Source organism: Arthrobacter sp. N199823, assembly GCF_002929705.1.
GTDB lineage: Bacteria > Actinomycetota > Actinomycetes > Actinomycetales > Micrococcaceae > Specibacter.
On sequence record NZ_PJIN01000010.1, the window covers coordinates 1 to 25,438 of the forward strand.

A 25,438-nucleotide genomic window follows, 5' to 3' on the forward strand; every position below is an offset into this window, starting at 1 on the left:
GGAACAGCAGAATTACGCTGCTCAATCCGCAACAACTTACGTCCCTCAGGTACCAACGTCATGAAAGTCCTCCTTCTGAGCTGACCGAGGAACGTGCGTCGGCGGGTGAATCATCGTGGGGCGCAATTTGGGTGATGAGGGGTGCCAGGAAGCGGTCCGTGGCAACCTTCAAGAACGGAAGCAGATCGCTAGGCGTAATGTCCTGCCCTGTCTCTGCCTGCATGGTGGTGGTACCAGCATCGGCAATGCCGCAGGCGATGATCTGGTTGTACGGGGCTAGGGAGTTGTTGGCGTTGATGGCGATGCCGTGCATGGTGACACCGTCATGGACGCGAATGCCGATTGCGGCAATTTTGCGCGTTGGTCCCTTGTCATCGGCGAGAATCCAGATGCCAGCACGGCCCTCGACGCGAACGCCGTCGAGCTTGAAATGAGCCAGAACTTCGATGATGATGTCCTCGAGGGCGGAAACATACGCGCGGATGCTGTGGGCGTCGGCCAGGTGCACGATCGGGTACATGACAAGCTGGCCCGGGCCGTGCCAGGTGAGCTTGCCGCCGCGGTCCACGTTGATGACAGGCGTTCCATCAAAGGGGCGCTCATGGTCTTCAGTCCGCTTTCCGGCCGTATATACAGCCGCATGCTCTAGCAATAGCGCGGTGTTCGCTGTACTGCCAGCGACGACGCCGGCATGGACGTTGCGCTGCAGATCCCACGCAGCGGCATAGTCAACGAAATGTGGGGCTAATCCAACTTCTGTGAACTCAACACTCATAGAGGACACTGTAGAGGACGAAGCATGTTCGCCTAAATCCGAATTGCACATCACCCACGTCGCCTGTGGATAACTTTGAGCAGGAATTCCAAAAGCGGACTACTACTTATATATGGACGTCTTTGGCAATTCATTTGGCAGCTCACTTGGTAGCCCGGCTAGCAAATCAGCACTTCTGCACTGGCCCCCGCGCATCTCCGGCTTTGATCCCGTACGCAGTTTAGGTGGCGGATCGCAGGGACAAGTGTGGCTCATGACCCCGCATGATGGATCGGGCGCTGTGGCGGCCAAGTTTTTGACGCCGGAGACTGTCTCTGAAGGTGGTGTTCGGGTCGGCGACCCGTCACGTCATAATGAGAGTCAAATCACGCAAGAATGGCAGCTCATTACGCAGTTCCGGCACGAACACCTCATCCCTGTTCAACGGCTCATGGTGGATGATCGCGGGGAGCTGGTCCTCATTATGGAGTTCGCAGCGGGCGGTTCCTTGGGCCAAATTGTGCGTGCACGCGGGCCCTTGTCTGTGGGTGAAGTCGTCACTATTTTGACGCCGATCGGGCAGCTGTTGGCGTTCCTGCATGGGCGAGGTGCTGTTCACGGGGATGTCTCTAGCGGCAATGTCCTGATTAGTGCCAGCGGCAAGCCCTTCCTGGCCGACTTCGGCTGCAGCCGATTGCTGGGACAGGCGCCGGGGGAGCTAGCTGGCACGCCGGGCTTCTACTGTCCCTCGGATAGGCGGCGTGATGACTCATCTGATGTCTATGCACTAGCGGCGGTAGGGTGGTTCGCCCTGACGGGACAACCCCCTCCAATCACCCGCGAGCGTCCGCCACTGGCCAGCCTTATTGCTGATATTCCCCGTGAGCTGGTGGCAGCACTAGAAGCCGGTCTGCAGGAGGATCCCTTGCAGCGACCCGCCGCAGCTGCCTTGGCCCAAGCCGTGTTTCGCAGTGCTCGGGCCGAATCGATCATCCTGGCGAACGCGGTGCATCCCAGCGTCCTCCCTGAATTGCCCACCAGGCGCGGTGTGCAGCGCAAGCAGAAGGTTCGCAGCGGGAATCGGAGCGGGAATCGGAGCGGGAATGGGCGCGGGAATGGGCGCGGGAACTGGCGCAGATTCGTGGGCCGAAAAGGTGGCGTTGATGCCGATGGCATACCCATGAAACGGCTTGGTTGGTTTGGCCGGAGGAGAAAGGTCAAGGGTCTGGCGCCGTTGTGGGGGAGTGAGGACAGTCCTCGTAGCGCAGGAAGGCACTCCGGCAGACGCTCGGCCCGGCGTTCTGAACCAGTCGCCGCTGATCGGGCAGCGCAACGGCCGGGCCTCAATACGGCCGAGAGGCCAAATGTCGGGATCCCAGGTTCGTCCAGCAGAGTCCATGGACGGGCAGTTGCCTGGATTATTGGGATTCTGGGGTTGGGGGCTGCCGTGCTGGGAATTTCCGTGGCCACCGGTGGCTGGTCTGGAACCGGAGACCATGAGAGCGCTTCCCCGCCGGGTCCGGGCAGTTCAGAGTCCCTGACTCAAACAACACCGCTACCACCCGCCTGGGCATCGGCACTCCCACCAAAGATCCAACGAGGGCTCATGGCGACATCGCCGCAGGAGGCCCTCGGCGCGCTTGCCTGGACCCGGTCTTTTGCGCTTTCGAATAATGATCAGGAGCTACTGAACCACATCAACGCCGAAGGGTCTCCGGCTTTAGCGGCAGACACTGCCATCGTCACCGCGTTGGACGCTGCCGGTCATGGTTTTACGGGGCTGGAGTTCACAGTAGAAAAAGTGCACGGCAATCAGTCCGGGACTCCGGTCTCCGGGGGCGATGCGGAAGGAAACGGCTCCACCACAGTGCAAGCTACCGTCATCACCAGCCCCTTCGCCGAGCAGGACGCCAATGGGGTGGTGGTGCACAACCATCCTGCGCAACAGCGGCAAGATCTGAGATTCGTCCTTGTCACAACGGATTCCCGATGGACCATTCAGCAAATCCTAGAAGCCGAGCCCGTGCCGGATGCGAAGAATCCGGAAAAGCCCGGGGCACAAAAATAGGTGGCAGCTGCAAGTGCAACTGCCACCTATTCAAGCGTTAGCGGGTGGTTGGACCCACGCCCTCGAGGGACCCCATTACCTGGTCGCTAGCGACCAGGTAATGGGGAGGAGTTGGGGACTACGCCTCCAGCGTTGCCTCGAGCGTGATCTCGACGCCGGCCAGTGCGGCTGACACGGGGCAGCCGGCCTTGGCGCCGTTGGCGATCTTCTCGAAGTCTTCCTGGCTGATGCCCGGGATCTTCGTTGCCAGCGTCAGGTGGCTGCCGGTGATGCCGGTGCCGGGAACGAACGTGACGGCTGCGCTGGTGTTGACGTAGTCAGCAGCGAAGCCGGCGCCGGCCAGCTCGTGCGAGAAGGCCATGGCGAAGCACGAGGAGTGTGCTGCGGCGATGAGTTCTTCGGGGCTGGTCTTACCTTCGGAAGCCTCGGTGCGAGCCTTCCACGTGATGTCAAAGCCGCCCAGTTCTGAGCTGTCCAAGGTGACCTGACCTGCGCCTGTGGGAAGGTCTCCGACCCAGCCTGCATGGGCGTTACGAGTTGTTGCCATGTTCACTCCTTGTGAAGAATTGAAAAAATGTAGATGCCACGAGTTTCCGTGGCATACATCTCCACCCTATGCGGTCGCAGCACCTAGTGGGGACCCGTACGGTGAGAAGAATTCGTGCCTTGACTTTTAACGAACATGAGCCCGCGGTCTTGGCGGCTTAGAAGTAATCTAAGCCGCCACGACCGCGGGCTCGTGAAGGACGCTGAGTTATGCGACCCAGAAAACCGCAACGGCAACGTTGATGAACGCCATGCCACCGACGGCGTGGGCGATACCCTTTGAAACGTCCTGGTTGTTCTTGACCTTGCGGCGGCCAATGAAGGCCGCCACGGCAATGACCAAGGCGATCAGCAGCTTGACGCCGATTTTCATGTGGTTGACGTCGCCATCGCCCATCTCGGCCAGACCAACCAGCAGCAGGCCGGTGACGAGCTGAACGATCGCACCGATCCACTGCCACTGGCTAACTGTGGGCGTCTTGAAGGCAGCGAGCCAGCCGCCCACAATCGCGGCAGCACCAAGAATATGCAAGAACACGAGCACTAAATGTAAGAAGTCCATGACCCAAGCTTAGGTAACTTACTGACACAGTGTCTATCAAGGGCCGCCTAATGTGGCGAAGCCGACACGTGAGCTCTTGATGACATAACAACGGCGGCCGGCAACTTGAAAATTCAAGTCACCGGCCGCCGTCGAACATTCACTGCAAGTGCGTATTACAGGCCCAAGTCAGCCTCAAACGCGCCATCTTCCAGGCGAGCCTTCAAGGTCTGCAGGAAGCGGCCAGCGTCCGCGCCGTCCACCAGGCGGTGATCGTACGTCAGGCACAGGTACATCATGTGACGGATGGCGATGGTGTCATCGCCGTCAGCGTCAGCAACAACCACTGCGCGCTTGACGATCGCGCCGGTGCCGAGGATGGCAACGTTGGGCTGGTTGATGATGGGGGTGTCGAACAGTGCGCCAACGGAGCCGATGTTCGTGATGGAGAACGTGCCGCCGGACAGCTCGTCCGGACCGATCTTGCCGCTGCGGGTGCGTGAGGCAACATCGGCGATCTTGCCGGCTAGGCCAGCAAGGTTCAGATCGCCTGCGTTGGAGATGACAGGAACCAGCAGGCCCTTGTCGGTATCCACAGCAATCGCGAGGTGCTCGGCGTTGTGGTACGTGATCTGCTGAGTTTCCTCGTTGTATTCACCATTGACCGAGGGGTGCACCTTGAGTGCTTCGGTGACAGCCTTGGCAATGAACGGCAGGTAGGTCAACTTGGTGCCGTTGGTGGCCTGGAACTGGTTCTTGGCCTGGGTGCGCAGCTTGACGATGCGCGTCATGTCGATCTCGTGCACCTGCGTGAGCTGCGTGGAAGCTTCCAGCGACTCGCGCATGCGGCGAGCGATGACCTGGCGTATGCGAGGTGCCTTGACAGTGGTGCCGCGCAATGAAGACGGTACGACGGCGGCAGCAGCCTTGGCTGCGGGAGCGGCGGATGCGCTCGGGGCCGGGGCTGCTGCGGCCTTGGCGGCTTCTGCGGCAGCGACGACATCTTCCTTGCGGATGCGTCCGCCAACGCCGGTGCCGGTGACGGTGGCGATGTCAACGTTGTGAGTCTTGGCCAGCTTGCGAACCAAGGGCGTCACATAGTTGGACTCTGATCCAGCCGCGGCGGGGGCTGCTGCGGGAGCAGCCGGGGCAGCAGCAGGGGCCGCAGGCGCAGCAGCGGGAGTGGCAACAGGTGCTGCAGGCGCAGCAGCCGGAGCTGCAACAGGTGCGGCAACCGGAGCCGGAGCTGCAACAGGTGCCGGGGCAGCAGCCGGTGCGGGGGCTGCCGGAGCAGTTGCACCAGCGGCGCCGATCAGTGCCAGAACGCCACCAACTTCAGCGGTCTCGTCCTCAGGAACGCGGATCTCCAGCAAGACGCCAGCCACGGGGGAGGGGATCTCGGTGTCAACCTTGTCGGTGGATACTTCCAGCAAAGGCTCGTCGACCTCGATGGAGTCGCCAACAGCCTTGAGCCAGCGGGTGACGGTACCTTCGGTCACGGACTCGCCCAATGCAGGCAGAACCAGTTCGTGGGCATCGCCAGCAGGAGCTTGCGCAGCAGGGGCCTCGGCCGGAGCGGCCGGAGCTTCAGCGGCAGGTGCCTCGACCGGAGCGGCCGGAGCTTCAACGGGAGCCGGAGCTTCAGCTGCGGGAGCCTCGGCTGGAGCGGCTGCGCCGGTGCCTATGCGGCACAACGGAGCGCCAACTTCGGCAGTCTCATCTTCGGGTACCAGAATTTCTTCCAGGATGCCGGCGAAGGGCGACGGGATCTCGGTGTCAACCTTGTCGGTGGAAACCTCCAGTAGGGGCTCGTCAACTTCGACGCGGTCCCCGACCTGCTTGAGCCATCGTGTGACGGTTCCTTCGGTGACGCTTTCACCCAAGGCTGGCAAGTTCACGGATTCAGACATTTCGTCCCCGTTCTCCTTCTTATGCGCTGCATTTACTGGTGCTGCCCACTGGGGGCATACACAGCAAAAAAGTTTATGAATTCTAAAAGTGTTTTTAGCTTAGTGCACCCGGCGCGAACGCCGGGTGCACTATTTTTCTTGCTAGCCGTGGAGCGGGCGTCCGGCCAAAGCCATGGCCGCTTCTCCCAAAGCTTCGTTCTGTGTGGGGTGTGCGTGCATCAGAGCAGCAACATCCTCAGGGTAGGCTTCCCAGTTCACGATGAGCTGGGCTTCACCAATCTGCTCACCGATGTGGCTGCCGATCATGTGAACACCCACCACGGGGCCATCCTTTTCACGGACGAACTTGATGATGCCGCCGGTGCCTAGGATGGCGCTCTTGCCGTTCCCCGCCAAGTTGTACTCGATGGTTTCGACGTTCTCGCCACCAAATTTTTCTTTGGCCTGCTTCTCGTTCAAACCCACCGACGCGATCTCCGGATCACAGTAGGTGACCTTGGGAATGTTGATGTCTTCGACGATAACCGGGTTCATGCCGGCGATTTCTTCAGCAACAAAGACGCCTTGCTGGAAGCCGCGGTGAGCCAGCTGAATGCCGGGGACGATGTCGCCCACTGCGTAGATGTTGCCAACGCCGGTGTGCAGGCGTTCGTTGGTGATGACGAAGCCGCGATCGATCGTGACGCCAGCTTCTTCAAAGCCCATGCCAGCGGTGGACGGGCCACGGCCAACAGCGACGAGCATCAGATCGGCTTCGAACGTCTTGCCATCAACCAAAGTGGCCTTGACGCCGTCGTTATTCTGCTCGACGCCTTGGAAGAAGGTGCCGGTGTTGAACTTGATGCCACGCTTGCGGAAGGTGCGCTCAAGAACCTTGATGATGGATGCGTCTTCGTTGGGGACCAGTGAGGCCATGCCTTCGATGATGGTGACCTCTACGCCGAATGACTTCCAGACGGAAGCAAATTCGACGCCGATGACCCCGCCGCCGAGCACAATGGCGCTCTTGGGTAGTTCCGTCATGCCGAGGGCCTCGTCGGAGGTGATGACCTTGCCCCCAATTTCCAGGCCGGGCAGGCTGCGGGAGTATGAACCGGTGGCCAGAACAATGTTCTTGCCGGTGTAGTTCACACCGTTCACCGTGATGGTATTGGCTGCGGTCAGGCGGCCTTCACCCTCGATGACAGTGACGCCCTTGCCCTTGATGAGACCCTGCAAACCCTTGTACTTGCCGGCAATGATGCCGTCCTTGTACTTGTTCACTCCTACCAGGTCGATGCCGTTGAGCTGGCTGTTGACGCCAATGGAGGCGCCTTCACGTGCGTGATCAGCTACCTCTGCTGCGTGCAGCAGAGCCTTGGTGGGGATACAGCCGTTGTGCAGGCACGTGCCGCCCAACTTGCCCTTCTCCACCAGACCAACGGTCATGCCCAATTGGACTGCACGGAGTGCAGTTGCGTAACCGCCGCTGCCACCGCCGAGAACCAAAATATCGAATTCTTGCCCAGCTGCCTGTTCGGCCACTTAGACGCTCCCTCGCGTTCGGGTGACGCGCACGCTTTGGCGCGTCATCTCATCATTTTTTGAAAGAAGCCTGAGAGTTCTGTGAGAACTTCCAAACTTCTTCGAAGTCAAAGATAAATACTTTCAGGATTTACCTTACGTCAGTTGTGCCATAGTGCACCGTCACAGCAGTCACACTCTGGCGAATGTGGTGATACTCACTTCCGCTGTGACGGTGACACGTTGACACATTGGGGCAGCCTTATGCGCTGCGGGCCACAACGTCTTCCACATAGCTGACCAAGGTGCGGACCGCCATGCCGGTGCCCTGCTTGGGTGTGTAGCCGTACGGGGCGCCTTCATTGAAGGCGGGCCCGGCAATATCAAGGTGGGCCCAGGGGATGGTTTCTCCGTCTTTGCCCTTGCCAATGAACTCCTGTAAGAACACTGCAGCCGTCATCATGCCGCCCATGCGCTCACCGATGTTGGCCATGTCGGCAACGGGGGAGTCTAGGGAGGGGCGCAGCTCTTCGGGCAACGGCATGGGCCAGACTAGTTCTCCGGCTCGGTCTGCGGCGGCCTTCAATGCTGCGCTGACGCCTTCATCACCCATGACGCCCGCTGTGCGGTGGCCCAAAGCTACTACCTGAGCGCCGGTGAGGGTTGCCACGTCAATGATGACATCGGGGAATTCCGCAGAGGCGGCTACCAGACCGTCAGCCATGACCAAGCGGCCTTCGGCGTCAGTGTTCAGGACCTCAACGGTCTTGCCGCCAAACATGGTGAGGACATCCGAGGGCCGGATAGCCGTGCCGGAAGGCATATTCTCAGCAATGCAGAGCCAGCCGGTGACGTTGACGGGCAAGCCGAGTGCGGCCACGGCCAGCACGGTGTTCAGCACGGCTGCTGCACCGGCCATATCGCACTTCATGGTGACCATGCCAGCCCCGGGCTTGATGGAGATGCCACCGGAGTCAAAGGTGATGCCCTTGCCCACCAAGGCAAGGTCCGCTACGGAGCGCTCGGACTTGTATTCGACCTTGACCATGCGCGGCGGGCGTGAAGATCCCTGGCCGACGCCCATGATGCCGCCCCAGCCGTCCTTGAGGAGCTTCTTCTCATCGAAAACCGTGACTTTGACGGGCAGGCCCTTTGCCAAGTCCTTGGCGGCTTCGGCAAAGGTGGCCGGGTAGAGGACGCTCGGTGGCTCGTTGACCAGTGTGCGGGTGGCATTGACGGCCTTGGCTACCACGGAGGCGCGCTCCAGTGCCGCTGCCAGCTCCGGATCCTTGGCGAGCGTTGAGTAGATGGTGACCTTGGAGACAGGCGCCTGCTTGCCGGCCTTCGAGGAATGCAGGCTGGCATACTGGTACCCGCCCAGAGCGGCACCTTCGACAAGGGCGGAAACCTGACTGACCGACGTCGTAGGTACAGCGATGACCACATGGCCAAGGCCAGCCAACTGGCGAATGGTGGCACCCGCCATGCGGCGCAACGCTTCCTCGGTGACTGCCGAACCCAAGACCCTGCCAACGCCGGCCAAGACCAAAATCTTTGCGCCAGTGTCCGGGAGGCCGGGAAGGCGGAGGACTTGATCGGCCGCGCCGGTCACGCCCAAAGCGGACAGTGACGCCTTCAAGGACGTGAGGGCGGCGGGGGAGAGCGGCGCATCGAGGATGACGGGGCCGTCTGCACCCTTGGCCACCGCGATAACGAGTGCGTCAGAGGATGCTTTCGCCAAGTCGGAGCTGATGACGCGGAAGGTGATGGGTTCTTTGGCAGTCACGGAGATGATGTCCTCACTATGGGGTGTTGATGAACTGTAGTTACTGCTTTCGATCGTATCCCTAACGCCCTGCGATTTCCTGCCAGCTACTTGGCTTGGCGGCCGGTGGGCCCTCTGCCTAGGCGCCACCATCCAGCCGACAGCGCCTAGCAGCCGGTGCCTGCGGAATGTTTCAGGGGGCCTGCGGTGTTATGCAGATCAGAGTCATAAGCTGCTGAGGAAGACCATGAAAAAATTCGAGTTCACCCCGTTCCACGCCCCCGAGTCCCTGTATGCCCTGAATGAGGAGCTGTTGGCCGCCGAGGATCTTCGCGGTGCCAATCTCATCATGGCCTTCACCGGCTTCTCCGACGCGGGCCAGGTGGTGACGCAAATTGCCGGTGAACTGGTGGATCATCTTGACCACGAGCCTGTGGCCATTTTTGATATTGACCAGCTCATTGATTACCGCTCACGCCGACCGCGCATCACGTTCGCCCAGGATCACCTGAGTGACTACAAGGCTCCCTCGCTGGTGCTGTACCGCATGACGGATGCCCTTGGGACACCGTTCCTGTTCCTGTACGGCAACGAGCCGGACCTGCAGTGGGAGCGCTTCAGCAGTGCCGTTTTGGGCCTGATCGAGCGTCTTGACGTGAATCTTGTGTCATGGGTGCAATCGGTTCCCATGCCTGTCCCGCACACTCGCCCAATAGGCGCTACGGTGCACGGTAACCGGCCCGAGCTTATCGAGGGCATCTCTGCGTGGAAGGCCACCATGGAGATCCCGGCCGCCATTGGCCACGTCCTTGAGCTTAAGCTGGCCGAGGCAGGGCGCAATGTGGTGGGTTACGCCATCCACGTCCCGCAATACTTGGCCGACGCCGAGTATCCGCCCGCCGCCGTCGCCGGTTTGGAATTTCTGGGAGCCGCAGCCTCGCTGATGCTGCCCAGTGAACGCTTACGCGAGGCCGGCCGGGCTGTGGAACGCCAAATCACTGAGCAGGTGGAAGCCTCGAGTGAGGTGGCCGCGGTCGTCACAAACCTCGAGAAACGCTACGACGAACACACGGAAGGAATTTCTCGAAAGTCCTTGCTCGCTGGGGACAATGACGAACTGCCCGACGCCGATGAGCTGGGTGCCGCTGTTGAAGCGTACCTGGCCAGCCGCGACGGCGGATCCCAGAGCGAGACCGAGACACAAAGCAAGAGCGGGCCCGAGGGTGGCTTAGGGTAACTACGTGGATAGTAAACGTGCATGGTTGGTGTGGGGCGTCGGAATATTTGCCTACCTGATTGCGATCACGCACAGAACATCCTTTGGCGTAGCGGGGTTGGTGGCAACCGAGCGCTTTAGCGCCACTGCTGCGGCTTTGTCAGCCTTTACGGTGATTCAGCTGGTGGTCTACGCGGTGCTGCAAATCCCCGTGGGCATGATGGTGGACCGTTTCGGTCCCCGCATCATGATCGCCACAGGCGCCGCACTGATGGCCGTAGGGCAACTGCAATTGGCTGCTGCAACGTCCATCCCCGGCGGCGTGGTGGGGCGCATCTTTGTTGGCGCCGGCGATGCCATGACGTTCATCGCCGTCATCCGCCTGATCCCGCTGTGGTTTCCAACCCGTAGAGTACCCATTCTGACTCAGATGACGGGCCAACTGGGTCAGATTGGCCAGCTCATCAGTATTGCCCCCTTCGCTTATGTGCTGCATGCATTTGGTTGGAGCCCAGCGTTTGTGGGCCTGGCGGCCCTGGGGGTTCTTGCCTGTGTGCTGTCCGCGGCACTGCTGCGGAACGCCCCCGCCGGCACCGTGGCACCTGTGATCCGCAACGGCATGAAGGAAACTGCTGCCGATCTGACCACTGCCTGGCGTCAACCCGGAACGCGGTTGGGCATGTGGAGCCATTTTGCTACCCAGTTCTCCGGCACCGTTTTCGTCTTGACATGGGGCTACCCTTTCCTGGTCTCGGGCCAAGGTTTGGATACGTCCACGGCCAGCGTGTTGTTGAGCCTGTTTGTTGTGGTCGGGATCGCGTGCGGACCGTTCTTGGGTAGCTGGGTGGGTAAGCACCCGCTTCGCAGGTCCACCATGGTGCTGATGGTGACCATTGCCATTGTTGCGGTGTGGGCTGCTGTGCTGCTGCAGTCCGGGCCGTCCCCGCTGTGGCTGCTGGTACTTCTTATTCTGGTCCTTGCCCTCGGTGGGCCCGCTTCCATGATCGGCTTCGACTTTGCCAGGACCTTCAATCCCTCCCATCGAGTGGGTACAGCCACCGGCATCGTGAATGTGGGTGGATTCTTTGCCGCCCTGGTGACCATGTACATGGTGGGTTTGGTCCTTGACCTCCTGAACGGGGCCGGCTTCTCCAAAGACGGGCTGTACTCCCTAGACGCCTTCCGTGTGGCGTTCTCCTTCCAATTCCTGGTCTTGGGGATCGGAATCGCTGCCGTTATCAGGACCCGCCGCAAGGTGCGGACCTCCATGGCGGAAAGAGGCGAAACCGTTCCGCCACTGCGCGTAGCGTTGGCCGACCGCAGCCGGCGTCGGCAGCAATACCGGGATGAGATTCGCGCCGAAAAGAGCAAACGCAAGCAGTAATTTGGGGCGTGGATTGTGGTCGTCTGGGTGAGTTTGGAAAAATTTCCAGGCTGCTCATGCGGATCCGGGCCCCTGTTATCCACAGATATGGCAATTATCCAGAAATGCTCTGGATACTGGGCCTGTTCCAAAGCAGCCTTGTTCTATGAGCAAACCATTAGAAACAATCAAAGTCAGTGCCGGTGAGGATCTCCTGGCATTCATTCCCCACATGGTGGGATATTGGCCCGAATCCAGCGTTGTCTGTATCGGCATGATGGGCAAAAAGCTTCAGGCCACCATGCGCCTAGACCTTCCTCCTGAGGAAGCCGACGCCCGGGACACGGAACACTTTGCCACCATTGCGGCAACTCAGCTGGCCAATGACAAGACGAGTGATGGCTGCCTCATCGCCATCTTTGGCCGCCGCGATTGGCTCAACCCCAACGACCAGCCGCACGCAAAATTGTTCAGGGCGTTTCGCAAGGCATTTGCGGCCCACGGACTGCCCGTACAGGACGCTTGGTACATAGGCACAGAGAACTGGCGGTCGCTTGCCTGCACCGACGCCAAGTGTTGTCCGTGGCCGGGCAAAAGCAACGTCTCCATCAGGGAGAGCTTTGTCAACGCCGAGTTTGTCTTCCGCGGCAGCATGATCGGCGAGGCGCCCAAAGACCAGGTGCGCCAGCTGACGGCCGTCCGTGACGTAGATTTTGTTGCTGAAGTAGTTGCCGCCGGGGAACAGTCCAGAGGACCGCTGGGCCGCAACGGCTGTGGCCAGGACCAGCTGACGGCCACCTTGCAAGCGTGGCAATTCAGTGTTGAACTCTGGCCCAAACCCCCGGATGCGCACATGTGCGCATTCCTGCTGGCCAGTCTCGCCGATCCAACTGTGCGCGACTGCGTCATCATGCTCTTGGCAACATCGGGCGAGTATGCCCTCGCTGGGGCCGTTGGACTATGGCTCAGTGGATCCGACACTGAAGATACCGCCTATCCGGTGAACTGGTATGGCGGCAATCAAGCGGCAGGTAAGCCCCTACGGATGGAGTTGGCCACTGAGGAACTCATCCAAGAAGCGGCCTATGACTTCAGCAGTTTTTTGGTAGGCAGTACGGCGCCGAGAATTCCAGGGGAACAACCCCACCTGCTTGATTGGGAAAGACTTGATGGGGCAGAACCATTCCTGCACTTTCTAGCTCGGGCCAGCGACTCGCCCGAGAAAGCGCCTGTCCTGTGCATCTTGGGCTGGATTCAATGGTGCAAGGGGCGGGGAAGCTGGGCCGGGGAGTACTTTCAGGCCTGCCTTGTGCATCAGCCCGGCTACAGACTGGCATTTTTACTAGATCAGCTGTTATCCGCTGGACATGTGGCCGACTGTGCCAAAGACCGCACAACAGCATGGCACCGAGAAGAGCAGCCGCAAGAATCCCATCGTGACGAAGCCGCATAGTTTGGCTGTGATCTTTCTTGCACCCGGGTACCGCCCCGTGGCGTGGCGTAGGCAAGAAGTGGTATCTAAATCGTGAGACACTGGAGGTAAGACCCGGTGGGGTCCGTGTTGATGTATTAACACTTGTTTGGAATTGAGCCGGATGGATACGCATTCGGGCGGCGGGAACAATGCCGTGTTCATAGGAGTTATACCCTGTGACCCTCCAAGTAAATGTGATGCGCCAAGCAACGCGGACTTGACAGGGTCATAGTGGTGTTGCCCGAAGGTAACTCCACAGACCGCCGTAAGAAAGGTTTTCTGTGTCTGCTACTGCTAAGAGCAACGTCTCCACAACCCAAGAGACTGAGGATCCCGCCTCGTCAGTATCTGTGCCACTGACACCAGCACAGAAGCGCGCTGCCACCATCGCCGCTAAAAAAGCTGCTGCCGGTGACGATGCGCCCGCAGCCAAGGCTGCGCCGAAGAAAGCTGCTCCCGCCCGCCGTGGCAAGGGCAAGTCTGATGACGAGCCTGTCGCTGATGGAGTAGTTGAAGAGGACGAGCAAGAAGACTCGGCACCGGAGCGTCCAGTCGCAACTGGCACCGGATTTGTTTACTCAGATTCTGACGATGATGATGCACCTGTTCAGCAGGTCATGTCAGCTGGTGCTACCGCTGACCCCGTCAAGGACTACCTCAAGCAAATCGGTAAGGTTGCCTTGCTCAACGCTGAGCAGGAAGTTGACTTGGCCCTGCGCATTGAAGCTGGCTTGTTTGCAACGGAAAAGCTTAAAGCTGGTGCCGACGCTATGGACACGCAGCTCGAGCGTGACCTCAAGCGCATCGTCCACGATGGCAAGATCGCCAAGAACCACTTGCTGGAAGCCAACCTGCGTCTGGTTGTCTCCCTGGCCAAGCGTTACACCGGCCGTGGCATGCTCTTCCTGGACCTCATCCAGGAAGGTAACCTGGGCCTGATCCGTGCTGTTGAGAAGTTCGACTACACCAAGGGCTTCAAGTTCTCCACGTACGCCACATGGTGGATCCGTCAGGCCATCACCCGAGCCATGGCCGACCAGGCTCGCACCATCCGCATCCCGGTGCACATGGTTGAAGTCATCAACAAGCTGGCCCGCGTGCAGCGCCAGATGCTGCAGGACCTAGGTCGCGAACCCACACCTGAGGAATTGGCCAAGGAATTGGACATGACCCCGGAAAAGGTTGTCGAGGTTCAGAAGTACGGCCGCGAGCCCATCTCCTTGCACACCCCGTTGGGTGAAGACGGCGACTCCGAGTTCGGCGACTTGATTGAAGACTCCGAGGCCGTTGTTCCCGCCGATGCAGTGTCCTTCACACTGCTGCAGGAGCAGCTGCACTCTGTCTTGGACACCTTGTCCGAGCGTGAAGCTGGCGTTGTAGCCATGCGCTTCGGCCTGACCGACGGCCAGCCGAAGACTTTAGACGAAATCGGCAAGGTCTACGGTGTTACGCGTGAGCGTATCCGTCAGATCGAATCTAAGACCATGTCCAAGCTGCGTCACCCGTCACGTTCACAGGTGCTGCGCGACTACCTGGACTAACAACTGATTCGCATCTGCATTTCACACTGAACTGGCCCGCTCCCAAATACCGCGACAAGCACCTCGAACGTGAGGGTTTGCGCGATTTGAGGGCGGGCCTGTTTGTTGTAGGCGTGTTGCGAGTGCCCGCCCGGTCCGTCGAGTGTCCACTTAAGGTACGTTTCAGGCCCCAAAACCGCTGGAAACGTACCTTAAGTGGACACTCGACGCCGGAAAAGGGTGCCTGAGAGCGTAAAGGGCACCAAAAAAGGGGCTCTGGTGATCCAGAACCCCTTCTCGGTCAAGCGTTATTGATCAAACTGGCGTTAGTCGACTGAAACGGGCGCCTTTTCGGTCAACCGGCTGGTCTCGTCGTGCCACTGTGAAGACAAGGGCTTCAACGTGGCCTCTACTGCGCGGGCATGGTGGCCGCAGAAGCGCAGCTCGCCGCCGGAGGATTCCAAAACTACGCGCACATATGCCTGTGCGCCGCAACGGTCACAGCGATCAAGGGTAGTCAGCTCTGGGCTGCTGATTGTCGTGGTTGTCATGATGGCCTCCTTCGTAAGTTCTTATGTACTTTATACAACCACTCTTAGGCCCACTTACTTCCATCGACGCCGGGTACTTTCGCTAACCGCGTAGCCGCCCCGATGCCCTGGCGAACGGCAAGCCTGTAACAACTACCCGCCCTCAGCCATTAACCTTAGATATTGTCAGGCCGATCCAAACCTTGAAGGAGTATGTCCACAGTGGCACGCCAGAGTTCCGATTACAGTGCACGCCATCTCTCTGTTCTGGAGGGGCTGGAGGCTGTGCGCAAGCGTCCAGGCATGTACATCGGATCCACCGACTCTCGCGGACTGATGCACTGCTTGTGGGAGATCATTGATAATTCCGTCGATGAGGCGTTGGCCGGGTACGGCCAAAACATCACTGTGTTCCTTCACAGGGACTCTTCTGTAGAGGTTCACGACGACGGTCGCGGCATCCCCGTGGATGTGGAACCGAAAACCGGTCTCACCGGCCTGGAAGTTGTTCTGACCAAACTTCACGCCGGCGGCAAGTTCGGTGGCAGCTCCTACGCCGCCTCAGGTGGCCTCCACGGCGTGGGTGCCAGCGTTGTCAACGCGCTGTCCTCCCGCATGGACGCACAGGTTGACCGTGGCGGCAAGACCTACCAAATGAGCTTCCGTCGCGGCGAACCTGGACATTTCAAGGATGTGGGACGGACACTGAGTCCCGACGTTGCGTTCGAGCCGTTCACCAACGAGTCCAGCCTGGACATTGTTGGCACCACCAAGCGCGGTAAGACTGGCACGCGCATTCGCTACTGGGCCGACCGTCAAATCTTCACGGCAGATGCCAAGTTCTCTTACGAGGAACTCGTGGCCCGTGCCCGGCAAACCTCATTCCTGGTTCCCGGGCTGAAAATCAAAGTGGTTGACGAACGCCGGCTGCCCGGGACCCCGGGGGAATTTGCCACGCATGAAGAGATCTTCCACCACGATGGTGGCATCTCGGAATTTGTAGACTTCTTGTCCGTGGGTGGGGCAGTGACAGACATCTGGCGCCTTCAAGGCCACGGCACATTCACGGAAACCGTTCCGGTCCTGAACGCTGAAGGCCGGCTGGAAAGCACGCCCATGGAACGTGACTGTGAAGTGGACATTGCCCTGCGCTGGGGTGTTGGTTACGACACCACCATGCGCAGCTTCGTCAACATCATTTCTACGCCCAAGGGCGGCCGCCACCAGGAAGGCTTCGAGCAGGCGCTCCTGAAGACGTTCCGTAAAGTCATCGAGACCAACGCCCGCAAGCTCAAGGCCGGTACCGACAAGGTTGAAAAAGACGATGTCATGGCGGGCATGACAGCTGTTTTGACTGTCCGGCTGGCTGAACCGCAATTCGAGGGTCAAACCAAGGAAATCCTAGGTACCCCAGCCGTGAAGGCCATCGTGGCCAAGGTGGTTGAGAAGGCACTGAAGGAGAACCTGGAATCCACGGCCCGCGCCGAAAAGGCCCAGTCCGCCCAGCTGCTTGAAAAAGTGGTTTCAGAGATGAAATCACGCATTTCGGCCCGCGTACACAAGGAAACCCAACGCCGCAAGAACGCGCTGGAGACCTCGTCCCTGCCTACTAAGTTGGCTGATTGCCGCAGTACCGATGTCGCCAAGAGTGAGCTGTTCATCGTGGAGGGGGACAGCGCCTTGGGTACGGCGAAGATGGCGCGGTCCTCAGACTTCCAAGCGTTGCTGCCCATCCGTGGCAAGATCCTGAATGTGCAAAAGGCCTCCGTGGGTGACATGCTGGCCAACGCCGAATGTGCTGCCCTCATCCAGGTGGTGGGAGCCGGTTCGGGCCGTAGCTTTGACCTGTCCACGGCCCGCTACGGCAAGGTGATCCTGATGACCGATGCCGACGTTGACGGCGCCCACATCCGCACACTGCTGCTCACCTTGTTCTTCCGCTACATGCGCCCCATGGTCGACGCCGGACGCGTCTTTGCCGCTGTCCCGCCCCTGCACCGGGTGGAGATCATCAACTCCGGTACCAAGGCCAATGAGATGGTGTACACCTACTCCGAAAACGAGCTCCACACGCTGCTGGCCAAGCTGGACAAGGCTGGCAAGAAGCACAAGACCCCCATTCAGCGGTACAAGGGCCTCGGCGAAATGGACGCCGACCAGTTGGCGGAGACCACCATGGACCCGCGCCACCGCATGCTGCGCCGAGTGACCAGCGCTGACGCGGACCGGGCCGAACACACCTTTGAACTTCTCATGGGATCCGACGTGGCTCCGCGTAAGGAATTCATTGTGGCCGGTAGCGAGCACTTGGACCAGGACCGCATCGACGCCTGATGCATGCTCTGGCATTTGCCGTCTAGTGGGTGTGGGCGGCTGTGTTGAGTCCGGTGCGCTTAGGGCATGATGCCCGGCACTAGCAGCAGCGCCGTGGGGATGGCGAGCAGCAACAGGGCCCCGGCCATGATCAGGCCCTGCGCAATGGCAGAGAGCGCCGGTGCAGGGTTCAGTAATTTGCTGAGCCGGGCAGAGGTGGTGCCGGGCGTATCAATTTGTGCTCCGTTACCGGCCATCAATGAATCTGCCGGAACTTGAGCTGAGCCGCTGGCCACCAAGGCGATGGCTGTCACTAAGGTGGGCTTGTCGACGGAACGCAAGGCCACGTCGTCGGCCATTATTTCTATCAGCGAAGACACCGCTTGCTGCGCAAGTTTTGAGGTGGGCAGCCACGGCAGCGCAGAGCGCCATGCGGCAAAGGCCCACAGCAGCAGATGGTGACGCTGGGCCAGATGGGTTTGTTCGTGCAGCAACACAGCACGCAGTTCCTCGGGGGAGAGCAGCTCCAGCAAACCCTCGGACAGGACCGTGACGGAGCGCGAACCCCCGGGCAAGCAGTAGGCCACTGGCGCCTGATGGTTGATGACCAGGGTGCGCGGTCGGTCGCTGGAGGGTGAGCTGAGAACGTTCAGGAGGTCCCGGTGGCGGCGGCGTTGGCGTTGAATGCGGAAGTAGGTGAGCCAGAGCGTGAAGACCAGATGAGCCGAAAGTAGGGCGGCGGCGCTCAGGGCGAAGGCATGCAATACGCCCAAAGTGTCCAGCGATTCCTGCCCTAAAAAAACCCGGAACAGGCCTTGGAGGCCGCTCGCCAGGTTCTCACCCAGCGGCACCAGCCCATAGCAAAGCATCGCCCCGATCATGGACAGTCCACCAGCTAGGGCGATGGACTGCCACAACACCATGGCAGCAAAGGGTGCCCGGGCCGGCCACGTAGCGCGGGAAAGAAAAACCGGCACGGGCCACGCCAAGACCACGGCTAGGGCGGCAAGCAGCCACGACGTCCAGAACATGATTTACAACTTACCGTCTTCGGCGCCGGTCCGGGCAGCCGTGCCTGCAAATGTTAGGAGCGTCCCAGAAGCTCGCGCAGTGTCTGCGCCTCACCAGCACTCACGGTGCCAATGAAACGCGCCAAGACGGCTTCGCGGTCCGGGGCAGAGCCCAGAACTTCGAGCATCAGCTCGGCCGTGTGCTCTTCGCGGCTCGTGACGGCGCGGTAGCGGTGCGGGCGTGAGGCGCGTTCACGCTCAACCAAGCCCTTCTTCTCCAGCCGCGACAGCACGGTCAGGACCGTGGTGACAGCCAGCGGGCGCGATTCCACGTTGTCCTCTGAGGTCCGCTGCGAGAGCAAATCACGCAGCGTATTGGCCGTAATGGCCTCCTGATGCTTCCACAGCAGGTCCATGACGGCTCTTTCTAAATCTCCAAGCGTTGCCATCAAAATCCTCTACTTAACTGCATGTTAACCACAACTATCAACACATCATCAAAAAAAACTCAGACTACGCCAAGTATGCGTACGTGACTAAATATACAGCTTTTGACAGCAATGTTCTACACAGGGTAGAACTTAAACTTCTACATGATGTAGAAAGTGTTGCTCAGCGTGAATGTATTTCGTGGACGAGGGGAAAATTGTGGAAGCTCTGGACATAGCCAGATGGCAGTTCGGAATAGTGACGGTTTACCACTTTCTGATGGTGCCGCTCACTATTGGGCTCGGTACACTCGTGGCAATTCTGCAGACCAGGTGGCACCGCACCGGCAACGAGGCCTATCTGCGCATGACCAAGTTCTGGGGCAAGCTGTTCCTGATCAACTTCATCATGGGCGTGGCCACAGGCATTGTCCAGGAGTTCCAATTCGGCATGGCCTGGAGCGAATACAGCCGATTCGTGGGTGATGTTTTCGGAGCCCCTCTGGCCATGGAGGCCCTACTGGCCTTCTTCGTGGAATCCACATTCCTAGGCTTGTGGATCTTCGGCTGGAAAAAGCTCCCCGCCAAGGTTCACTTGGCCTGCCTCTGGATCGCTGTGGCAGGATCCATTGTCTCGGCGTATTTCATCCTCGTTGCCAACTCCTGGATGCAGCACCCCGTGGGAGTGGAAATGCTCGACGGACGCCCCGTCATGGTTGACGCCTGGGCTGTCTTCACCAACAACACAGCGCTCGTGGCGTTCTTCCACACCATCACTGGAGCCTTGGCCGTAGCCGGCGGCTTTTTGCTAGGCATCTCCTGGTACCACCTGTGGCGCCGCCGCAAAGACGGCATCGACACGGTGGACGCCACAGGCCGCGTCATCGTGGGCGAGTCCGCCACCATTCCGGGCCGCGACAAGAAGGACCACTCCGTCTGGATCAAATCGCTGCGCTTTGGTGCGGTGGTGGCCATGATCGCTTTTGCCGGCTCCGCAATCTCGGGGGACTTGTCGGGCAAGCTCATGTTTGAACAGCAGCCCATGAAAATGGCCGCCGCCGAGGCTGCCTGCCACGACGGAACCGGCTTCTCCATCCTCTCCGTTGGCGATCTGGGGGCCAAGGACTGCTCCGATGTTGTTGCCGTCATGGAAGTTCCCGGTCTGCTCTCCTTCTTGGCGCACAACGATTTCACCACTGAAATCAAGGGCGTGAACACCCTGGTTCCCGAATACCAAGCGAAGTACGGCAAGTACCTGCCCAACGATCCCATGTACGGCTCCATGGCCGGAACTGAAATCAATTACGTCCCGATCATGCCTGTCACTTACTGGGGATTCCGCATGATGATCGGCTTCGGCGGGGTGGCCGCTGCGGCCGCTGCCGTGGCGCTGTGGGCCACCCGCAAGGGCACCGTTCCGCGCTCCAAGGGACTCATGCGCCTGGCGCTCGTGGGAATCCTTGCCCCGTTTGGTGCCAATGCCGCCGGCTGGATCTTTACCGAGATGGGCCGCCAACCCTTCGTCGTGGCACCCAATCCCTCTATGACAGGCATTGATCAAGTGTTCATGTTCACGGCCTCAGCAGTCTCACCCGGGGTGTCGGCCGGGGAAGTCATCTTCTCCCTCGTGGCATTGACCAGCGTCTACGCCGTGCTGCTCGTGGTGGAGGTGATCCTGCTGACTAAGTACATCCGCGGCGGGGTGGTCTCGGCCATGCCGGAGCTGGACCAGACCAAAAAGACGGACGACGGCGGCCGCGGCCCGGGCGGGGAGGCGGACGACGATGTCCTTGCGTTTGCGTATTGACCCTGTGGACGCCGGCCCGCGAAGCGCCGCACCTGCCCTGACGAGCTGCTGGAACTAAAGGACTACTCATGGATTTTCTGCCTACTTTATGGTTCATACTCATTGCCGTGCTGTGGATCGGCTACCTCTTCCTGGAGGGCTTTGACCTGGGCGTCGGCATCCTCATGAAGACGTTCGCCCGTGGTGAGAAGGAACGCCGCGTCCTCTTGAACACCGTGGGGCCAGTCTGGGACGGCAACGAGGTATGGCTCCTTACCGCCGGCGGAGCAACGTTTGCCGCCTTCCCGTTCTGGTACGCGTCACTGTTCTCAGCACTGTATATCCCGCTAGTCTTTGTCCTCTTGGCATTGATCTTCCGTGCCGTGGCCTTTGAATACCGCGGAAAAATTCACTCCGACACGTGGCGCACCACGTGGGACTGGGCCATCGCCGTCGGATCCTTCATTGCGGCCTTCGGCATCGGCGCCATGCTTGCGCTGACCACCACGGGGCTGCCACTGAATGCCAACGGCGACCGCGTGGGCGGGCCCTTCGCCTGGTTCAGCTGGTTCGCGATCCTGGGCGGGCTTGCCGTTGTCGGGTTTGCGCTCATCCACGCCGCAGCCTTTGTGGCCCTGAAGACCGATGGCGACATCCGCCACCGTGCCCGCCGTCTCGTGGGGCGGTGGATGCCTGTGGGGCTGGCGCCCATGGCCGTCTGGGCCATTGCCGTGGCCCTGCAGAATGGCAAATGGTTCAGCTGGCTCCTCATAGCTCTCGCCGTGGTTGCCGCCTGTGTTTCCTGGGCCGCCAATAGGGCCGGCCGCGAAGGCTTTAGCTTCCTGTCCATGGGTGTGTTCCTGGTGGCCGGTGCTGCGGCCATCTTCAGTGCCGCCTACCCGGTGGTGCTGCCCTCCACCTTGAACCCGCTTTGGAACTTGACGGTTGAGAATGCGTCATCCTCGAGCTACACCCTGCGCTTGATGTCGATCGTTGCAGCGGTTGGTGTGCCGCTCGTGCTGGCCTACCAGGCGTGGACCTACTGGATTTTCCGCAAGCGCATCTCCGTGGCTCACCTGCCGGAACCGCACGACTTTGCCGCCGCCGTCGGACATGACGGCGCTAAGAAGGCCCCGGAGCCCGCAACGGCGGGCGCGGCAGGACCCGCAACCCCGGGCGGTGACTCCTAACATGGGCATGCGACCCACACTCCCTCCCGGCAACTCCACCAAGCTGGCCTTGGCAGGCCTGGGCGGGCTGGCAGCCCTCAAGGCCGTGGGCCTGGTCCTGGGCCTGGGCGCCCTGGCCCACGCACTGGCTCAATGGGCTGGTGGCCACGAACTCGATAGCACCAAGTTGTTGGTGCAGGGGAGTGTGGGTGCCTGCCTGCTCGGTGTGGCTGTCTGGGGTCAGGCAATTCTGGCCCGCCGTGCCGCATTGGGCGTCAAGGAAGAACTGCGGGCCAAGCTCGTGGCCCACCGACTAGACCGGCGCAACGCCGGGCAGGGCGGTGCCGTGGGTGCCGAAGGAATGCTGGCCAGCCGCGGTCTGGACGGGCTCGATAACTACTTCGCCACGTATCTTCCAGCGTTGGTCAGCTGTGCCGTGCTGCCACTCCTGCTGGGAATCCAAATTCTCATTTCCGATTGGGTCAGTGCCCTGATTGTGGTGCTCACGCTGCCGCTGGTGCCGGTGTTCATGATCCTGATTGGCTTCCACACCCAGGAACGTGTGGAGGCTGCTGCCAGCGGTTTGGACAGGCTTTCCAATCACCTTCTTGAACTGGCCCGCGGGCTGCCTGTCCTGGTGGGTCTGCGCCGAGCCTCCGCGCAACGCAAGGCTCTGGCCGACGTCTGCGAGGCGTACCGCAAATCCACCATGGCCACCCTGCGCACCGCGTTCCTATCCTCCATGGCCCTGGAACTCATTAGCACCATCTCCGTTGCCGTGGTTGCCGTGTTCATTGGAGTGCGATTGGTCGCTGGCGATATGACACTGGAAGCCGGGTTGCTGGCGCTCATGCTGGCTCCCGAATGCTTCCGCCCACTGCGCGATCTCGGCGCAGCACACCACGGCAGCGAGGACGGGGTGGAAGCTTTGCGCCGCACCACTGACATTCTCGACGCCGGATCCGCCTCACAGCTTGCCGCCCCGTGCGCCGCCGGTTCCGTGCTGGATGCCCGCGAGTTCAGCGTTCGCTATCCCGGGCGGAGCGAGGCGGCCGTTGCAGGCTTTAGCGCAACTCTGGCGCCGGGCGAAGCGCTGGTCCTGGCCACGGCCAGTGGAACCGGAAAATCGACCATTCTGGCCGCACTGGCCGGCATCCTTCCCACTTCCGGCGAGCATGGCGCCGTCGTGGGTGGACAGCTGGCCGTGCGCAACTCGGACACGGTGGTCTTTGTCTCGCAACACCCAGCCTTCACCGAGGCGACAGTCGCCGAAGAGGTGGCGCTCTATGCGGCCGGCCCGAACCAGCTGGACGTGGGCCAGACTGACATTGCCACGGCACTCGCCTCGGTCAATGCTGGTCATTTGGCCCACCGCGGGGTGGTTGATTGCAGCCCTGGAGAACTCCGCCGCGTTGCCGTGGCCCGCGCCTTGGCCCGAATCGCTGTGGACCCAGCCGTGGACCTGGCACTTTTCGATGAGCCCACTGCTCATCTAGATCCCGTCTCTGCACAGGCCGTGCGGCAGGAACTGGCACAGCTGCGGGGGAGCGTAGCCGTTGTTGTGGCGACACACGACACCCTTTTGGCAGCCCTCTTGGGAGGGCGTGGGCTGGATGAAGAGTCAGCGGCGGCCACCACCTCGAATCGTGATGAGCTCACCCTCGCGGACCGAACATTCCTGGATTCAAACGCAGTGGCCTCCGCAACCCCGTCAGTAGTTGGCATGCCCTCGGCGGCGAGTGTCACTGAAGCTCCCGCCCGTTTCAAGTTGAGGTACTTGCGCCACCTGCCGCTGCGCTCATCACGGTTTGCGGCCGGTGTGCTGGTCTCTGCCTTGGCAACGCTCAGCGCCGCAGCCCTGTCCGGCATCTCCGGCTGGCTCATTGTGTGGGCCGCGGCCCAACCTCCTATCCTGTACCTGCTGACACTGATTGTTGGTGTGCGTGCCTTTGGCATTGGCCGCTCGGTGCTGCGCTACTCCGAGCGCCTGCTCACCCACGACGCCGTGTTCCGCTGGGCCGCCGAATTGCGCCTGAAACTCTGGGATTCGCTGGGTTCCTCCGTGGTGCATTGGGGCCGGCTAACCCGCTCCGGCGGTGCCCTGGGGACTCTGGTGGCCGACGTCGATGAACTGCGCGACGCCGTTCCTCGCGCCGTGGTTCCCATACCGTCAGCCATTATTTCTTACGGCGCGGTGCTGTTCACGGTGAACATTTTAGTTCCCGAAGCCACCGGCGTGGTCTTGCTTCTTGGCTTCCTTGCATTAGTGCTGCTCCCCGTAGTGGTTCTGGCGGCACAGCGACGAGCCTCGGCAGCCACCGCTGTGCACCGAATCTGGTTGGCTGAACGGGCCACCACGCTCTTTGCCGCTGCAGGCCAGCTGACGGCCAATGGTTTGGGCAAGTCCCAAGCCCAACGCTTCAGCACTGCCGATGTGGCCGTGGCGAAGCCGCTGCGCCGGCTCGCCTGGGCCGACGGTTTGGGTCAGGGCACCATAAGCTTCCTGACAGCCCTGGCCTCTGTGGCGGCGGCACTCATCGCCATCGGAGCTGGCGTGGACCCCCGCGCCGCAGCCGTCGCAGCACTTCTCATGCTGGCTTTGGCCGAACCGCTGGGCCAATACATTGAAGCCGTCAGCGCACTCCCGGCACTGGCGGCCTTGATGAACCGGACGCTGCCACTACTGGACGCTCCTGCCACCGTCCATCCGGATATGGAAACTGCCGCAGGCACGGAAAGCGTCACGTCGTTGGACGTTGTGGACGTCACGGCCCGCTACCCCAACACGGCTGAGCCCGTTTTCACCGGCCTCACTGGCGGCACGCAGCGCGGACACTGGTGGAGTGTCAGCGGCCCCTCCGGCTCCGGAAAGTCCACGCTGCTGGCAGTTTTGCTGGGCTTCCTAAAGCCGGAATTGGGGCGCTATCTGCTCAACGAGCGGCCAGCCGGACCCGAAACGCTGGCCAAGATCGCCTGGTGCCCGCAGGACGCCTACTTGTTCAACTCCACCCTGCGCGCCAACCTGGCCCTGGCCCGTCCCGCCACTGCTGCGCCCGATGACGCTGAGCTCACCACAGCGCTGGAGACCGTGGGCCTGGGCCTGTGGCTGGCGGAGCTGCCGCTGGGTCTGGATACCCGGGTGGGCCCCGGAGGGTATCATCTCTCCGGCGGGCAGCGCACTCGCGTGTCGGTGGCTCGAACGCTCGTGGCGGGGGCCGACGTCGTACTTCTGGACGAACCCACGGCACATCTTGGCGTGGACGAGTCTGCCGAGCTGCTGGCTGAGCTGCGCATGGCTCTGTCCGGCGCGGCAGTGGTCCTTGTAACGCACGACGCCGGCCTGGCAGCCGCCGCCGATACCCACCTCCGTCTGGGGGTTGCGCACGGGCTGACCGTGGGGGCCGGGAGTTAGTTCGGTGACGGCGTTTCCCGCCCTGGGTCAGCCCCGTCCCGATCAGTGCGCGGTGTCCGACCTCTTGGTTGTACCCGTGGATCTCCCGGTGTCCAGCGCAGGCCTAAGGGCGAGGATCCCGGCGGTTAAG

18 protein-coding genes are annotated in these 25,438 nt (G+C 61.0%); 9 read left to right on the top strand and 9 right to left on the bottom strand.

The window, feature by feature from the left end:
* Nucleotides 1–58: 58 nt before the first annotated feature.
* A complete protein-coding gene (gene lipB / locus CXQ93_RS16805) occupies nt 59–826 on the bottom strand; it encodes a lipoyl(octanoyl) transferase LipB (RefSeq protein WP_104111585.1) in 768 nt (255 codons plus the stop codon).
* 61 nt (nt 827–887) lie between these two features.
* Here lipB and CXQ93_RS16810 point away from each other — a divergent pair, with 61 nt between their 5' ends.
* Complete coding sequence (locus CXQ93_RS16810; RefSeq protein WP_104111586.1) at nt 888–2,822, top strand: protein kinase; 1,935 nt, start codon at nt 888–890, stop codon at nt 2,820–2,822.
* A 118-nt stretch (nt 2,823–2,940) separates the two neighbouring features.
* Here CXQ93_RS16810 and CXQ93_RS16815 read toward each other — a convergent pair whose 3' ends face one another.
* The 5 genes from CXQ93_RS16815 to CXQ93_RS16835 all read right to left on the bottom strand — a co-directional run bounded on the left by CXQ93_RS16815 (nt 2,941) and on the right by CXQ93_RS16835 (nt 9,108).
* Complete coding sequence (locus tag CXQ93_RS16815) at nt 2,941–3,369, bottom strand: OsmC family peroxiredoxin (RefSeq protein WP_104111587.1); 429 nt, start codon at nt 3,367–3,369, stop codon at nt 2,941–2,943.
* A 207-nt stretch (nt 3,370–3,576) separates the two neighbouring features.
* Nucleotides 3,577–3,930 (bottom strand): hypothetical protein, encoded by a 354-nt coding sequence (locus CXQ93_RS16820; RefSeq protein WP_104111588.1) that lies wholly within the window; start codon nt 3,928–3,930, stop codon nt 3,577–3,579.
* A gap of 155 nt (nt 3,931–4,085) precedes the next feature.
* Complete coding sequence (sucB, locus tag CXQ93_RS16825; RefSeq protein WP_104111589.1) at nt 4,086–5,819, bottom strand: 2-oxoglutarate dehydrogenase, E2 component, dihydrolipoamide succinyltransferase; 1,734 nt, start codon at nt 5,817–5,819, stop codon at nt 4,086–4,088.
* 141 nt (nt 5,820–5,960) lie between these two features.
* Nucleotides 5,961–7,343 (bottom strand): dihydrolipoyl dehydrogenase, encoded by a 1,383-nt coding sequence (lpdA, locus tag CXQ93_RS16830; protein ID WP_104111590.1) that lies wholly within the window; start codon nt 7,341–7,343, stop codon nt 5,961–5,963.
* A gap of 241 nt (nt 7,344–7,584) precedes the next feature.
* A complete protein-coding gene (locus CXQ93_RS16835) occupies nt 7,585–9,108 on the bottom strand; it encodes a leucyl aminopeptidase (RefSeq protein WP_258069085.1) in 1,524 nt (507 codons plus the stop codon).
* Nucleotides 9,109–9,334: 226 nt separating this feature from the next.
* On the opposite strand from CXQ93_RS16835, the gene CXQ93_RS16840 reads away from it, so the two are divergent.
* The 4 genes from CXQ93_RS16840 (at nt 9,335) to CXQ93_RS16855 (ending at nt 14,681) form a co-directional block, all read left to right on the top strand.
* On the top strand, nt 9,335–10,324 hold the full coding sequence (locus CXQ93_RS16840) for a proteasome assembly chaperone family protein (RefSeq protein WP_104111592.1): 990 nt from the start codon (nt 9,335–9,337) through the stop codon (nt 10,322–10,324).
* A gap of 4 nt (nt 10,325–10,328) precedes the next feature.
* The gene (locus tag CXQ93_RS16845; RefSeq protein WP_104111593.1) at nt 10,329–11,687 is read left to right on the top strand and encodes a nitrate/nitrite transporter; all 1,359 of its coding nucleotides are present in this window, start codon (nt 10,329–10,331) and stop codon (nt 11,685–11,687) included.
* A gap of 145 nt (nt 11,688–11,832) precedes the next feature.
* Nucleotides 11,833–13,119: a DUF4192 domain-containing protein gene (locus tag CXQ93_RS16850; RefSeq protein ID WP_104111594.1), complete on the top strand. Its 1,287-nt coding sequence runs from the start codon at nt 11,833–11,835 to the stop codon at nt 13,117–13,119.
* A gap of 302 nt (nt 13,120–13,421) precedes the next feature.
* On the top strand, nt 13,422–14,681 hold the full coding sequence (locus CXQ93_RS16855) for an RNA polymerase sigma factor (protein ID WP_104111595.1): 1,260 nt from the start codon (nt 13,422–13,424) through the stop codon (nt 14,679–14,681).
* Nucleotides 14,682–14,986: 305 nt separating this feature from the next.
* On the opposite strand, the gene CXQ93_RS16860 is transcribed toward CXQ93_RS16855, so the two are convergent.
* Nucleotides 14,987–15,211: a hypothetical protein gene (locus CXQ93_RS16860; protein WP_062290121.1), complete on the bottom strand. Its 225-nt coding sequence runs from the start codon at nt 15,209–15,211 to the stop codon at nt 14,987–14,989.
* Between the two features lie 192 nt (nt 15,212–15,403).
* Between CXQ93_RS16860 and CXQ93_RS16865 the strand changes: the two genes are divergently transcribed.
* Nucleotides 15,404–17,524, top strand: coding sequence for a type IIA DNA topoisomerase subunit B (locus tag CXQ93_RS16865; protein ID WP_104111596.1), 2,121 nt, complete (start codon nt 15,404–15,406; stop codon nt 17,522–17,524).
* Nucleotides 17,525–17,583: 59 nt separating this feature from the next.
* On the opposite strand, the gene CXQ93_RS16870 is transcribed toward CXQ93_RS16865, so the two are convergent.
* The gene (locus CXQ93_RS16870) at nt 17,584–18,534 is read right to left on the bottom strand and encodes a M56 family metallopeptidase (protein ID WP_104111597.1); all 951 of its coding nucleotides are present in this window, start codon (nt 18,532–18,534) and stop codon (nt 17,584–17,586) included.
* Between the two features lie 53 nt (nt 18,535–18,587).
* Nucleotides 18,588–18,962, bottom strand: coding sequence for a BlaI/MecI/CopY family transcriptional regulator (locus CXQ93_RS16875; protein ID WP_062290118.1), 375 nt, complete (start codon nt 18,960–18,962; stop codon nt 18,588–18,590).
* 199 nt (nt 18,963–19,161) lie between these two features.
* On the opposite strand from CXQ93_RS16875, the gene CXQ93_RS16880 reads away from it, so the two are divergent.
* The 3 genes from CXQ93_RS16880 to cydC all read left to right on the top strand — a co-directional run bounded on the left by CXQ93_RS16880 (nt 19,162) and on the right by cydC (nt 25,308).
* The gene (locus CXQ93_RS16880; protein ID WP_104111653.1) at nt 19,162–20,748 is read left to right on the top strand and encodes a cytochrome ubiquinol oxidase subunit I; all 1,587 of its coding nucleotides are present in this window, start codon (nt 19,162–19,164) and stop codon (nt 20,746–20,748) included.
* Nucleotides 20,749–20,816: 68 nt separating this feature from the next.
* Nucleotides 20,817–21,917 (top strand): cytochrome d ubiquinol oxidase subunit II, encoded by a 1,101-nt coding sequence (gene cydB / locus CXQ93_RS16885; protein ID WP_104111598.1) that lies wholly within the window; start codon nt 20,817–20,819, stop codon nt 21,915–21,917.
* Between the two features lie 7 nt (nt 21,918–21,924).
* Nucleotides 21,925–25,308, top strand: coding sequence for a thiol reductant ABC exporter subunit CydC (gene cydC / locus CXQ93_RS16890; RefSeq protein WP_181036197.1), 3,384 nt, complete (start codon nt 21,925–21,927; stop codon nt 25,306–25,308).
* Nucleotides 25,309–25,438 lie beyond the last annotated feature (130 nt).

Coding starts and splice junctions, on each gene's coding strand:
- lipB (WP_104111585.1), bottom strand. CDS start 826: ATGTGCAATTCGGATTTAGGCGAACATGCTTCGTCCTCTACAGTGTCC.
- CXQ93_RS16865 (WP_104111596.1), top strand. CDS start 15,404: ATGTCCACAGTGGCACGCCAGAGTTCCGATTACAGTGCACGCCATCTC.
- sucB (WP_104111589.1), bottom strand. CDS start 5,819: ATGTCTGAATCCGTGAACTTGCCAGCCTTGGGTGAAAGCGTCACCGAA.
- CXQ93_RS16840 (WP_104111592.1), top strand. CDS start 9,335: ATGAAAAAATTCGAGTTCACCCCGTTCCACGCCCCCGAGTCCCTGTAT.
- CXQ93_RS16860 (WP_062290121.1), bottom strand. CDS start 15,211: ATGACAACCACGACAATCAGCAGCCCAGAGCTGACTACCCTTGATCGC.
- CXQ93_RS16815 (WP_104111587.1), bottom strand. CDS start 3,369: ATGGCAACAACTCGTAACGCCCATGCAGGCTGGGTCGGAGACCTTCCC.
- CXQ93_RS16875 (WP_062290118.1), bottom strand. CDS start 18,962: ATGGCAACGCTTGGAGATTTAGAAAGAGCCGTCATGGACCTGCTGTGG.
- CXQ93_RS16870 (WP_104111597.1), bottom strand. CDS start 18,534: ATGTTCTGGACGTCGTGGCTGCTTGCCGCCCTAGCCGTGGTCTTGGCG.
- CXQ93_RS16850 (WP_104111594.1), top strand. CDS start 11,833: ATGAGCAAACCATTAGAAACAATCAAAGTCAGTGCCGGTGAGGATCTC.
- cydC (WP_181036197.1), top strand. CDS start 21,925: ATGCGACCCACACTCCCTCCCGGCAACTCCACCAAGCTGGCCTTGGCA.
- CXQ93_RS16810 (WP_104111586.1), top strand. CDS start 888: ATGGACGTCTTTGGCAATTCATTTGGCAGCTCACTTGGTAGCCCGGCT.
- cydB (WP_104111598.1), top strand. CDS start 20,817: ATGGATTTTCTGCCTACTTTATGGTTCATACTCATTGCCGTGCTGTGG.
- CXQ93_RS16820 (WP_104111588.1), bottom strand. CDS start 3,930: ATGGACTTCTTACATTTAGTGCTCGTGTTCTTGCATATTCTTGGTGCT.